General features: G+C 44.1%; 11 protein-coding genes and 1 tRNA gene. 8 read left to right on the top strand and 4 right to left on the bottom strand.

Features of this window, described 5'->3' with window-relative positions; all coding sequences use genetic code 11:
* The first annotated feature begins 30 nt into the window (after positions 1–30).
* The 4 genes from KIO97_RS24590 to KIO97_RS24575 are packed head-to-tail and all read left to right on the top strand — an operon-like array spanning position 31 to position 3240.
* Positions 31–1074, top strand: a complete 1044-nt coding sequence (locus KIO97_RS24590) for a potassium channel family protein (protein ID WP_038889161.1) — start codon at positions 31–33, stop codon at positions 1072–1074.
* Positions 1074–1490, top strand: coding sequence for a DUF350 domain-containing protein (locus tag KIO97_RS24585; RefSeq protein ID WP_005426232.1), 417 nt, complete (start codon positions 1074–1076; stop codon positions 1488–1490). The genes KIO97_RS24590 and KIO97_RS24585 overlap by 1 nt, the downstream gene beginning before the upstream one ends.
* An 8-nt stretch (positions 1491–1498) precedes the next feature.
* Complete coding sequence (locus KIO97_RS24580; RefSeq protein ID WP_005426101.1) at positions 1499–2068, top strand: DUF1190 domain-containing protein; 570 nt, start codon at positions 1499–1501, stop codon at positions 2066–2068.
* A 5-nt stretch (positions 2069–2073) separates the two neighbouring features.
* A complete protein-coding gene (locus KIO97_RS24575) occupies positions 2074–3240 on the top strand; it encodes a glutathionylspermidine synthase family protein (RefSeq protein WP_285384226.1) in 1167 nt (388 codons plus the stop codon).
* A 68-nt stretch (positions 3241–3308) separates the two neighbouring features.
* Here KIO97_RS24575 and KIO97_RS24570 read toward each other — a convergent pair whose 3' ends face one another.
* On the bottom strand, positions 3309–3920 hold the full coding sequence (locus tag KIO97_RS24570; RefSeq protein WP_285384225.1) for a YecA family protein: 612 nt from the start codon (positions 3918–3920) through the stop codon (positions 3309–3311).
* Between the two features lie 53 nt (positions 3921–3973).
* Here KIO97_RS24570 and KIO97_RS24565 point away from each other — a divergent pair, with 53 nt between their 5' ends.
* The 4 genes from KIO97_RS24565 to KIO97_RS24550 all read left to right on the top strand — a co-directional run bounded on the left by KIO97_RS24565 (position 3974) and on the right by KIO97_RS24550 (position 9052).
* Entirely contained in the window at positions 3974–6394 is a 2421-nt protein-coding gene (locus KIO97_RS24565; RefSeq protein ID WP_285384224.1) for a hybrid sensor histidine kinase/response regulator, read from the top strand.
* A gap of 440 nt (positions 6395–6834) precedes the next feature.
* Positions 6835–7284, top strand: coding sequence for an L-alanine exporter AlaE (locus tag KIO97_RS24560; RefSeq protein WP_010646956.1), 450 nt, complete (start codon positions 6835–6837; stop codon positions 7282–7284).
* 144 nt (positions 7285–7428) lie between these two features.
* Positions 7429–7516 (top strand) — tRNA-Ser (locus KIO97_RS24555).
* A 312-nt stretch (positions 7517–7828) separates the two neighbouring features.
* On the top strand, positions 7829–9052 hold the full coding sequence (locus KIO97_RS24550; protein WP_285384223.1) for an integrase arm-type DNA-binding domain-containing protein: 1224 nt from the start codon (positions 7829–7831) through the stop codon (positions 9050–9052).
* An 83-nt stretch (positions 9053–9135) separates the two neighbouring features.
* On the opposite strand, the gene KIO97_RS27085 is transcribed toward KIO97_RS24550, so the two are convergent.
* The 3 genes from KIO97_RS27085 to KIO97_RS24535 all read right to left on the bottom strand — a co-directional run bounded on the left by KIO97_RS27085 (position 9136) and on the right by KIO97_RS24535 (position 11198).
* Positions 9136–9516 (bottom strand): AlpA family phage regulatory protein, encoded by a 381-nt coding sequence (locus KIO97_RS27085; protein ID WP_167425880.1) that lies wholly within the window; start codon positions 9514–9516, stop codon positions 9136–9138.
* 42 nt (positions 9517–9558) lie between these two features.
* Positions 9559–10824 (bottom strand): site-specific integrase, encoded by a 1266-nt coding sequence (locus KIO97_RS24540; protein WP_285384222.1) that lies wholly within the window; start codon positions 10822–10824, stop codon positions 9559–9561.
* Positions 10825–11066: 242 nt separating this feature from the next.
* Positions 11067–11198, bottom strand: coding sequence for a hypothetical protein (locus tag KIO97_RS24535; RefSeq protein ID WP_265340346.1), 132 nt, complete (start codon positions 11196–11198; stop codon positions 11067–11069).
* Positions 11199–12122 lie beyond the last annotated feature (924 nt).

Below are 12122 nucleotides of genomic sequence, written 5' to 3'. Positions count from 1 at the left end.
TTATAGCAATCAGAAAGGAATCGGAAACTTATGGCTGTATGGCTAGTACTGAAAAAGTGGCTAAGTACCCATCTTTTCAAATTGAGCAACCGAAACCTTCTTGTCATTAGTGGCGCATATATTGCCATTTCATGGTTGTTGCTGGCCCTCGCGGGAGAGCACGCACTAACCGATAACTTCTCGAACTTCATTTACTACCTTATGGTCACTGCCTCTACAGTGGGCTATGGCGATCATTCACCCGTCACCGATATGGGCAAATGGGTAGTCGTGTTGTTTATCATCCCTGGTGGTCTGAGCTTATTTGCCGCCATTTTGGGACGAGTGGCAGGAGGCGCGATCGACTATTGGCGAGCGGGAATATTGGGCAAACGGAGAGTAAGAGTGGAAAACCATATCGTATTACTGGGTTGGAATGGCGCACGTACCATGCATCTGATCCGTATGTTGCAACATGAAGAACATGGCAAGCGTCCAATCGTTTTGTGCAGTCGTTCAGACATTGAAAACCCACTGCCGGGTGAGATTGGTTTTATCAAGGTTAACAGCTACACCGATGCGCAGGAGATGAAGAATGCTAACATCACCGAAGCGAACTGTATCATTGTTGATAATCTCACCGATGACATCACCCTCTCAGCCGCCTTGTATTGTGCCTCTGTGAATCCTGATGCACACTTGCTCGCTTACTTCAAAGACGATGCGTTGGGCCGATTGTTGAGCCAGCACTGCCCGAGAGCGGAATGTATCCCAGCTGTAGGGGCTGAGATGCTTGCCAAAGCGGCGGTGGATCCGGGCTCAAGTGCACTCCATCAAGAGCTGTTGGCTTCAACACGTGGTATGACTCAGTACTCTGTGATTTACCCTGAAGATCAACCAACGACGACGGTCGAGACGATCTTTGGGTTCATTAAGAAGCACCATCAAGCGACCTTGATCGCTTTCGATCTTGGTAGTGGCATTGAGCTTAACCCAGAGCTCAGTGCTCAAGTGCCACCGAGCACTAAACTGTTTTATATTGCCGATGAGCGAATTGATGATTTCGCTTGGACAGACATGAACAAGGACAAATAATGCACATGATTGCCGACCTGTTGGCAGGTTTTCCTAACTTTCTTATCTATTTTTCTGTTTCGATTATCTTCGTACTGGCGTTCAAGTTCATCTACGTCAAACTGACGCCATACGATGAATGGCACCTGATCAAAGAAGAGAAAAACACCGCGGCTGCGGTAGCGTTAAGTGGTGCGTTCCTTGGTTATTGCTTAGCGATTGCAGGTGCGGCGACTAACTCAGTAAACATCGTCGATTTCATGGTGTGGGGTGTTGTGGCCATGCTCGCGCAAATCATTGCGTTTGGTATCGTACGTTTCATTCTTTTGCCAAAAGTCTCAGAGCGTATTGAGAATGATGAAGTGCCAGCGGGCATCGTGCTAGCGGCCGTCTCTGTCTCTGTCGGCGTGCTGAACGCGGCTTGCATGACGTACTAGGAGGAGCGATGAAACGCAGTTCTAACGTCAAACGTTCTTCAATGGACAAAAGCTTTAAAGTTGGACGAATCATTCCATTCGTTGCTTTTGGTGGCATCTTCTTTCTGGCAACACACGAATCGAAAACGGAGGGTTACATCTACACCGACGCGGATGAGTGTAAATCGGATGCGCCAGAGTTCAGCGAACAGTGTGAAATCGCGTATCAAGAAGCGATGGCGAGAGCAGAAGAAAACGCACCGCGCTATAACAATGAGTACGAGTGTGAAGACGATTTCTACGAAGACGATTGTTATTACAGCTCGCGCCACCGTTCTTACGTACCGTTTGTGGGAGGATACTTCTTCAGCCGTGCAGTCAGCGGTTTAAGTGGTTACAACAAAAGCTACTATTCAGAGCCGATGTATCGCTACAAATCCAAGTATTACAACGGCGCAGGGCAGTTCTACGGTTCTTACCGTAATCAACCGACTAAGGTGGCGACGAGTAACTTAAACAAGCGAGGTGGCGGTACGATTGGCCGTGCCATGTCGCGAGGCGGATTTGGTAAAGCAGTATCAGTGAGTCGTGGCGGTTAACAGCAATGTTTCGACGAGAAATACAAGAAAGAGAAAACTGGCGTGATTTAGCACGCCAGTTTGGTTTTGGTTTCCATTCCATGTACGACCAACCCTACTGGGATGAGAGTGCTTACTATCAGTTCTCCCTTTCCCAAATCGAACAAGACATTGAGGACCCAACCGAGGAGCTTCATCAAATGTGCCTTGAAATCGTGGATGAGGTCGTACGAAGTGAGCGATTACTGACGCAATGTGCCATTCCTGAAGCCATGTGGTCCCAAGTGGCTTCCTCTTGGCAACGCAGAGAGCCATCCCTCTATTCAAGAATGGATTTTGCTTACAACGGTTCATCACCAGCAAAACTGCTAGAGAACAATGCAGATACTCCTACCTCTCTGTTTGAAACAGGCTTTTGGCAGTGGGTATGGTTAGAAGATGTGGTTAACAAAGGCCGCATCCACCAAAGTGCGGATCAGTTTAATATTCTGCAAGATTTCCTCATTGAGCGGTTCGCCGAGATCGCCAAATTGCAACCGGGGCAGACGTTGCATTTCAGTTGCTGCAAATACACCGAAGAAGACAAAGGCACGGTGCAATATCTGGAAGATTGCGCTCGTGAAGCTGGCTTAGCTACGGCGTTTGTTTTTGTCGAAGATATTGGCGTAACAGAAAAAGGGCAGTTTGTTGATGCCGATGACCGAGCGATTCGCTGGATGTTTAAACTCTACCCGTGGGAATTCATGTTCGAAGAGCAATACAGCCAGTATCTCGCAACATCGAGTGTGAACTGGTTAGAGCCGATGTGGAAGTCGATTCTGTCTAACAAAGCGCTATTGCCGTTGCTTTGGGAGCGTTTTCCAAATCATCCTAATCTCTTGCCTGCGTATTTTGCTAACGATCCAAAAGCGAGCAGTTTGAAAGACTATGTCATCAAGCCTCTTTTTTCTCGCGAAGGCGCAAACATAGAGATCGTCAAAAATGGACAGCGTTTGGTGAAAACTCCTGGGCCGTACGAATCGAGCCAAAACATCGTCCAGCAATATCATCCGCTACCGAAATTTGGTCAGAGCCATACTTTGATTGGCAGCTGGTTAGTCAATGACAAAGCCGCCGGCATCTCCATTCGAGAAGACAGCAGTCTAGTTACGCAAGATATGGCGCGCTATATTCCCCACGTTATTCTCGATTGATCAAAAAAGCTCTCCAACGTGGAGAGCTTTTTCATCAAATGCAGTCTGCTTTAAGTGAGCAAAGCGTCTTACTCTTCTTCTGCTAGCATGACACCACGCTGAGTCAGGCCGCCAAGCATCATTGGCATTGCATTGAAGATCTCTTCAAACTGCTCTAAACCTTCCATGCCTTGCTCTGCAAGTGTCGCGATCGTTGTTTCTGGATCGTAAAGCATAGTAAGAGAAAGCAGAACACCACCCAGAAGAGCGCTGTCTTCGCTATCTGCAGGCATTAAGTTTTCCCAGTCATCACGAGTGATTTGCCAGCCTTGAAGTACGCCTTCACAAAAATCACGCGTGTTCGCTGAAACGATATCTTGATCATCCAGTTCACAACCTTCTGGCCATTGCCATGAACCTTCTAGAAGAGCAGGACGAGTTTGGTTCCACATTTGAACAATCTCATCAATGTACTGCTCTAGTTGTTCGCCATCAGAGAAAGGTGCGGTTTCTTCACCACCCCATAAGAACGGCAGCCACTCTTGAGGGTTTAGAACGTTTGGCGTACACGCCATCGACGTTACAAAGCCTTGAGTTTTCGCTAGGTTTAGTAGTTTTCCATCAAGTTCTGGAAGAGAAAGGATGTCTTGTAGTTTCAAAATCGAATACCATTTGTTAATGGGCTGGTTGGTTGCGCTCATATTACCAATCAATCAGCGATAAATCGATATTAGGGAATGATTCGTCTACATCTATGGAAATTCGTTCGTCACTCAGAAAAAAAAGCATTCTCGCCCTAACGCTTTATTTGTGTTTCTTTATCGCGACCATTGGCTCCGTCGTGTACCTCGTTGTTGACCCGCCAGTTCGAGAAAAGCTCGAACGTAATTTGAATTTACGCACCCAATTACTCGCATCTCAAATCGAGGGGCCATTGACCAGCTCCGTTGGATTGCTGAACAGCTTGGTCGGGTTAGGGCAAACACCAACAGCCGATATTTCGCTGCAAGGTACCATTCCTCAGTTGCTTGCCGTGAGTGATGACATCATCGTCAGTGGCGGTTTATGGCCAAAGCCGACACTCGAAGATGAGCGCTGGCAATACACCAGTTTATTCTTCAATAAGAATGAGCACGGCAGCTTAGATCAAATCCATTCTTACAATAACCCCGAGTCCGGTGGTTACGACAACGAGCCATGGTATCAATCTGTGGCGAATAAGCCCGCTGGTTATGTCAGTTGGTCTGGCGTTTATATTGACACCTTTACCCAAGTTCAGATGATCACGGCTTCAGCGCCTTATTACAAACAGGGCGTTTTTGCTGGTGTCGCCACGGTCGATTTATCCCTCGAAGCGCTATTCCAATTCATTCGCGAGCACACCAATCAATACTCTCTAGGTGTGGTGATCCGTGACGCGGATGGACAAGTCGTGATTGAGCATAACTTTCACCTCACCAAAGACATTTACATCAGTCAGCTTGAATTCGGGGCTTTCCAATGGCAAATGGACGTTGTGAATGCCAAAGTTCAAGTTGCAGAACAAGTGTTTGATCAAGTGATGAGTGTAGAGCGGGGCATCATCCCTTTCTTATTGATCTGTGTGCTGGTGGGTTACTACCTACTGAATCGCTACATTGTGGAACCCATCGTCCGCATCGCGCAAAAAGTTGATGACTCCAAAACTGGTGGCATCATCGACATTACCTACGATAGTGAAGATGAAATCGGGCACTTGATCACTAAGTTCAATGAGAAAACCGTCTACCTAGAGCAAGAGCGCATCAAAGCGCAGGCATCCACCAATGCAAAAACGGCATTTTTGGCAACGTTATCTCATGAAATTCGAACGCCGATGAATGGTGTGTTGGGAACGGCACAAATTCTGCTGAAAACCCAGTTAACCGACGAGCAGAGAAAACACCTCAACACCCTGTATGACTCAGGCGATCATATGATGACGTTGCTAAACGAAATCTTGGATTACTCGAAGATTGAGCAGGGGCACATCGAGATTGATAACACGCCATTCCCAATTGATTCGATTCTGGGCAGTACCAACAGTGTCTATCACACCTTGTGTGCTGAGAAGGGCCTGCAATTCCGCGTCATTTCCAATGTGCCTGAGGGGCGTTGGTACAACAACGATAAAGCACGACTTCGCCAAGTTTTGTTCAATCTGCTCAATAATGCAGTCAAGTTCACCGACCGAGGCTATGTAGAGGTAGAACTGACAGAGTATGTCGAGGGGCAGCAAACGCGCTTGCGCATTAGCGTAAAAGACACTGGCATCGGCATTAGTCCTGACGCTCAGGAACGCATCTTTAGGCCGTTTGAGCAGGCGGAGTCTTCGACCACGCGCCGATATGGCGGCACAGGCCTTGGACTCGCGATTGTTAAGCAGATTTCCGAGCACATGGGCGGCAGCATTACCGTGCAGAGCCAAGAATGCATCGGCACTAAGTTTGTGGTCGAACTTGAACTAACCCCCTGTGAGGCGGGGGTATTGGAGCCTACCAGCACACACAAACTTGATTGCCAAGGCTTACGTGCGTTGATCGTTGAAGATAACCGCACCAACACCATCATCATGGAGACTTTCTTACGCTCGAAGGGCTTCGCTTGTGTTTGTGTCGAGAATGGCAAACAAGCCGTAGAGCAGGTGTCCAGTCAGAAGTTTGATTTGGTATTAATGGACAACCACATGCCGGTGCTCGATGGGGTAGGCGCAATCGCGGTGATTCGCTCTATGGATACACCCGCAAAATCTGTGTTGATCTTCGGGTGTACGGCCGATGTATTCAAAGAGACACAAGAGCGGATGCTGGATGTTGGTGCCAACCACATTATTGCAAAACCTATTGTTGAATCAGAATTGGATGACGCTTTGTATCGCCACGCTTCTATCCTCTATCAATACCAAGATAAGCAGGGGAATAAACCAGTAACACCGCACGATGTAGATGCGTTACTTTTGAACTTCTATCTAGCGTTAGATGATGGCAACCTCACTCAAGCGCTAACGACGCTGTCTTATATTCTCGATAGTGTGCAACCGAGCATGACAGAAGAGCTAAGCAGCGTTATCGAACGTATTGAAAGCCACTTACTCAAAGCCTTATCTCCTGAGCAAGAAGACATCGATCAGCTCACCATATTATTGGCAGATCAATAACCTCACACATAAAAAGGAAGTCGCTTGAACCGAGGTTCGAGCAACTTCCTTTGTTCAAGCCCATTTCTCTAACCCCACAAACTTCGCATTTACTCTGAAAATCGACCTCCAAGTAGCATAAGCCGATCTTTTTGAAATTCACTTACCAGATATTTCTCTGGTTTTCTGCGTGTTTTCGTGTGCTAAGTCGTTTATTAGTAAATAAATTACGTTTTTAAACCTCATTTTAGGTCGTTTTAAGGTGGTTTTTACTGGTTTTGGTGAAAGCTGCTACTTTTGGGCTTAAAGTTGGTTATTAATTTACAACCAAGAATTTAAAACAGAATCATAAACTGAAAATATTGTGTTTTAATGGCGTCATTAACTGCTATGTGGTTTTAAATGTAGTAAATCATTTTATAGATGTCGTTTTTAGTAGTGTTTGATTTTAGAGGTTGTAAATGAAGTCTCGTGGACCATTTTGTATTCGTAACGCCGCAGCGGATACTTTTGCTATGGTGGTTTTTTGTTTTATCACAGGGATGATCATTGAGATTTTGATCTCGGGTATGACGTTCGAGCAGTCTCTGGCATCACGCACGCTGTCTATTCCAGTCAATATCGCAATTGCATGGCCTTATGGCATGTTCCGTGACTGGGTATTACGCCAAGGTAACAAACTGTCACCTTCTTCGTTTATGAAGAACGTGTCTGACTTGGTGGCGTACGTGCTATTCCAATCTCCTGTTTACGCAGGTATTTTGTTTGCGGTAGGCGCATCGACTGACCAAATCATTACAGCAGTGGCGAGTAACGCGGTTGTATCTTGCGGTATGGGTGTACTTTACGGTTATTTCCTTGACCAATGCCGCCGTTGGTTCCGAGTACCTGGCTACTATCAAGAAGCATAATTGCCCCTGTTTTATGCAATTTAGCTAGATAGTGAGCAAACAAACGCAAAAGGGCGCTTTTTTTCGTGTTTAGCCTTGACCATCAGGCACATAATCATTAAATTAGCGCCTCGTTAGCCAATGATGCTAACCACAATTTGATTCGGTGAGTTGTCCGAGTGGCTGAAGGAGCACGCCTGGAAAGTGTGTATACGGCAACGTATCGAGAGTTCGAATCTCTCACTCACCGCCACATTCATAAAAAAAGACGTCCTAGGACGTCTTTTTTTATATCAAAATCAAAATCTTACCTCTCAATAAGGTCCACATCTCTCAATAAAATCCAGCGCCTAGACGTATAAGGGAATGTATAGTTAACTTATCCCTGCCGGCACTGTTATACATTTTCGTTAAAAAGTCACAGTACGCTTGAGTAGATCGAAAGATATCCTCTTCTCGGTAACTGTATGGATGAAAAAGCTTTTTCATGAAAAATGTATATCAACTCTAAAGCCAGATTTGGCTTCCAAAAATCTATACATTTTTGATTAGAAGTGAGGGTGTTATGCGCACAAAATTGACTGCGAAAGGCGTCGAAAAAGCAAAGGTTGCAAATGGAAAAACGATGCAACGTTTTCATGATGGCCAAGGTTTATATTTGTCGGTTCGTAAGTCCGGAACAAAAGCATGGGAATTGAGATTTACCAAACCAGATGGTCGAGGGTCGAATCTAGGGTTAGGTAAATATCCAGAGGTAAGTCTACTCGAAGCAAGAAAGCTAGCAGCAGAATTTCGCAAATTGAGAGCGCAGGGAAAAGATCTCGCAGTCGAACACAAAAAAAAGAAGTTAGAAGTAAAACGCCAAGCCTGTAACACGGTAAGAAAAATCGGAGAGTTGTGGTTAGAAACTGCGGCTAGTCGAGTGGCCAAGAAAACGGCTGAGGGTTATCGACAAAAACTAAACTTACATATCTATCCTAAGCTAGGTGACGTTCCAGTTAAAGAGATTAGAGCTTCAATGTGGATTGATGCAATGCGACCTCTTGAGAGAAAAGGTAAGTTAGAAACCGTTGTTCGGACTACCGCTTTATTTCGTCGTATCATGAACTTTGCTGTAAATAATGATTATATCCACAACAATCCTATTGGCTCTATGAGAGATGTGTTTAAAGAGCCTAAGAGAGGCAACTTCGCTTGTATTGATATTAAAGAGCTTCCTACTCTGCTGACGATGGTAGTTCAATCTACCATGCGACCTGCAAACAAGTTATTGTTTGAGTTTCAGCTACATACATTGACCCGTTCCAATGAATCAACAGGAGCTAGGTGGGAAGAGTTTTCTTTCGAGGAAAAAGCTTGGTATCTGCCAGCTGAGAGGGCGAAGAATAGGCTGATGCACAAAATACCAATGACACCAGAGGTGATCTCGATACTAAAAGCCGCTAAGAGCCTTAGTCGCGGTAGTGAATATGTTTTTCCTTCCAGAACTTCATTAAAAAAGCCGGTTCATAGCGAAACGATCAATGCAGCGTTTAAGCGCTTGGGCTTGTCGGGGAAGATGACATCTCATGGTACTCGATCTCTGGGAAGTACGATTCTATATGAAAGGACGGATTTCGAATCTGTCGTGATTGAGGCTTTGCTATCACATACGGATCGAGATGGGGTTCGTGATGCCTATAATCGGAATAAGTTCTTTGAGAAGAGAAGAGCGGCGTTAGAGTGGTGGAGTAAGCATATTGTTGGATTAACACATGGCTTATCGAGTTACGCGACAATAGAGTTATGAAGGGAGGGGAGGAGATTCCTCTCCCCGATTCGTCATGTGAAAGTGTGCTCCAATTCTAGTACGATGGTTTACCAAGAGGCTTTTTAGAGCTCTATTGGATGAAGCCCACACTCTAAGAGCTTTGTGTTTATTTCGCTCAGTAGAAAACCAGAAGCCCGGTTACCTATTGTGACAAGTGGGGGCAAAGTGCCTTTGTTTACTTGTTCGTAAATGTGGGATTTAGACCGTTTTAGATGAAGGGCTAGCTCACTCAACCGCACGACACGTTCCTTTTCAATATCTCCAGAATATTGATAGCCACGTTGATTAATCATACCAAGAAACCAAGCGTTCACTTCTTGCGTGTGATACACGGCTAACTTACCCATAAAGTCACTTTCAATTTTGTTTGGAAAGTTCGGCAGGTTTGAAACGGTGCCTTTGCTCACTGAGAGCTTTTTTGCAATTTGAAGTTTTGTGAACACGAATACTCCTATTTATCAGAAAAGTAAGGTGTGGTATAAAAATCAAGGGTAATTAGGTGTGGCTATGCCTTGTGCTCGTAGCTCTTTTTCTACGGATTCAACACAGCTGTGTTTCTCGGTTACCTCGGAGTATTTTTCTCCCCATATGCACATAATTTTCTTCCGTTTGTTAATAAACCTAGTTCGATTGTATGCAGCACGAACTTTATTGTTATCGGTATGAGATAGGATCATCTCAATGACCATTGAATCTTCCAATTCAAGTTCTTCATGCAATTCTGTGCTAAAGATGGAGCGTATCCCGTGAGCTGTCATTTGGCCCTTTAACCCAAGTTTTCGGAATAAGTTACCCAGTGGGGAGGTACTGATAGGCTTATCTTTAGCTTTTTGTGGTGAAGGGAAAATATACTCACTGTCGCCTGATATGAGTTTAGCTAGTTTGAGTACACGAATTGCTTGTGGTGACAAAGGCAAAACATGTTCTAAGCCATTTTTAGAAAGTTCTTTCGGAATTGTTAATGTAGATTCTTCAAGATCCACATTACTCCATGTGTTTTGGGTCGCCTCTTTAGCGCGAAGAGCGGTCAAAAACATGAAGTCGAATAGGAGTTTAACCTGAGCTGAACTTTTGGATGACACTACCTTTCGAGATAGCTGAAGGACTTCATTTAGTTCAATACACGCATGCGGTGTTGAACGATGTTTAATAAGGAAGTGCTTGATATTGCTGAAATCCGGCGTCTTGAGGCAATATTTTATATGGCCTAGGTTGTAAGCTCTTCGTAGTATATCAATGACTCTTATGTGTTGAGATACATAGCCCTTTTTATCCATACTAATTGCAAAATCATAGATGTGCATCGGCGTCAGTGCATGAGCAGAAATTGACCCCAAGGACGATTTTGTAATGTACTTTTTTGCTCGTTGACATTCTTTATCATAATTACTTTGCTTCCATGTGCGTTTTTTTGTTTTTAGATACTCAAAAACTAAATCATTGACGGTAAGTTTACTTTTGCCACAGATTCTTTCTAATACGTGTCTCGGTTCTTCGCCTTTACCCCTTGCTCTATGTAATTCGTCGCGTATGTTTCTGGCTTCTTTTAGTTTTAGAGAGGTTGTTTTTCCAAGCGTTAACAAGCTCTCTCTTCCATTCAAACCTTTTATCCTTAAACGATATACCGACCTACCTGAACGATAGAAAACAACGACCAGACCACTCCCATCGTTTAGTGTCAGGCTCTCTTTATCGGCAGGGCATTTCGTGTGTTCTATTTGTTTGACGCTTAGTTTGTTCTGTACGGGCATTGGAGTTCCTTCATTTTGGCTCTTTGGTGATAGATATACTGGTAGAAGGATAAGTGAGGTCTATTTAGGGATTTTCTTGCGTGATTGCTCGCGAAAATAGCAGTCTTACAGGGTTGCTAACTGTGGGGGAATATTGACTGGTTCGTCTGGAGTCCTACACAACTTTGATTTGTATAGATAGAAGGTCGCTGTATGAGAGTTGCTGGGCTGATTTGTATATTTCTAATTCAGCTTGCTGGGGATTAAGGCAGGAGCAACACAAAGAACATAAACGCGATTACAAGAGCAATCATCCCCAAGAGATCTGAATTAGGCTTGATATTCTCTGGGGTGAATTCTTCAATGCCTAGCTGTATTTTGAGTTTATTTCTCATGTTTGTTTCCTTAATTGTTGGCGTTTGTATTCTTATTTTTAGACTGGTTGAGTCTCTTTTCGTGTAAGGGACTGAAGAAAAAAGTCTGCATCTACTCTTTTTATCAGTTTCTTGTGTTTTTCATTAGGTGAAGGTCAAAGGCTCAATAAGCACTGTGACATTCCTCTTCTGTCTATGGTTTCAAGCATAAACATAACATGTAGGCAACGGCTCACAAGTCACCAAAAGACATAAAAAAAGCGCAAGTTAGTTTGCAAATTTATCCAATAGCGTAAATATGAATGCCCCCTAAAGGGGGGAATGTTAAAAGGTCGACGCCCGGTAAGGAGATCACACGAGAAGTAGGGGCTGACTACATACCTAGGTGATGTTTAGGAAGCATGCCAAGGTAGGAGCTCTGGTGAGGGAGAGAATGTGGCGTTCTAAACATGGATGCGGTTAGACGCAACAACTCTCCCTCCATAATCCCGATTCGTTCAGGAGATTAGGCTGCTGTAGTCACTCTTCAATCCCCGCTAGTCTAGGATCATTAAACAACACCTTCTTTGGGAGCAAACCATTTAGTTTATCTCTATTTAAGAAGTTATTGAATAATTATATATGTGCACCAACTATATAATGCTATGATCGAGATTGATATGTATAAAATTTTCTATGTCAGTAAATCACACTCTAAACAGGGTAGCTTGTCCTTAAATATTAATTACGCTTCAAGGCCTGTTAAGTGTTATAAAACCTCATGGTAATCATATTTTTTCGTTAGCTAAGTATTTTAAATCTAGAAGTAACTATTAGTATTCTCATTTATTATGATTACTAATATATTTATTGATGCACAAGCGGAAAAATAGAGCTCTTACCCTAATTAACGAGGTTTTTTTTATATTTATGAGTGGCTATTTCAAGGTGTAGTGGTCAAGTAAA

It is taken from the genome of Vibrio sp. B181a (genome assembly GCF_030248375.1).
GTDB lineage: Bacteria > Pseudomonadota > Gammaproteobacteria > Enterobacterales > Vibrionaceae > Vibrio > Vibrio campbellii.
The sequence above is the reverse complement of the archived record's forward strand: the minus strand, read 5'-3'. Positions and strand labels throughout refer to the sequence as shown.

Coding starts and splice junctions, on each gene's coding strand:
- KIO97_RS24575 (WP_285384226.1), top strand. CDS start 2,074: ATGTTTCGACGAGAAATACAAGAAAGAGAAAACTGGCGTGATTTAGCA.
- KIO97_RS24590 (WP_038889161.1), top strand. CDS start 31: ATGGCTGTATGGCTAGTACTGAAAAAGTGGCTAAGTACCCATCTTTTC.
- KIO97_RS24565 (WP_285384224.1), top strand. CDS start 3,974: ATGGAAATTCGTTCGTCACTCAGAAAAAAAAGCATTCTCGCCCTAACG.
- KIO97_RS24550 (WP_285384223.1), top strand. CDS start 7,829: ATGCGCACAAAATTGACTGCGAAAGGCGTCGAAAAAGCAAAGGTTGCA.
- KIO97_RS24535 (WP_265340346.1), bottom strand. CDS start 11,198: ATGAGAAATAAACTCAAAATACAGCTAGGCATTGAAGAATTCACCCCA.
- KIO97_RS24540 (WP_285384222.1), bottom strand. CDS start 10,824: ATGCCCGTACAGAACAAACTAAGCGTCAAACAAATAGAACACACGAAA.
- KIO97_RS24570 (WP_285384225.1), bottom strand. CDS start 3,920: ATGAGCGCAACCAACCAGCCCATTAACAAATGGTATTCGATTTTGAAA.
- KIO97_RS24580 (WP_005426101.1), top strand. CDS start 1,499: ATGAAACGCAGTTCTAACGTCAAACGTTCTTCAATGGACAAAAGCTTT.
- KIO97_RS24585 (WP_005426232.1), top strand. CDS start 1,074: ATGCACATGATTGCCGACCTGTTGGCAGGTTTTCCTAACTTTCTTATC.
- KIO97_RS24560 (WP_010646956.1), top strand. CDS start 6,835: ATGAAGTCTCGTGGACCATTTTGTATTCGTAACGCCGCAGCGGATACT.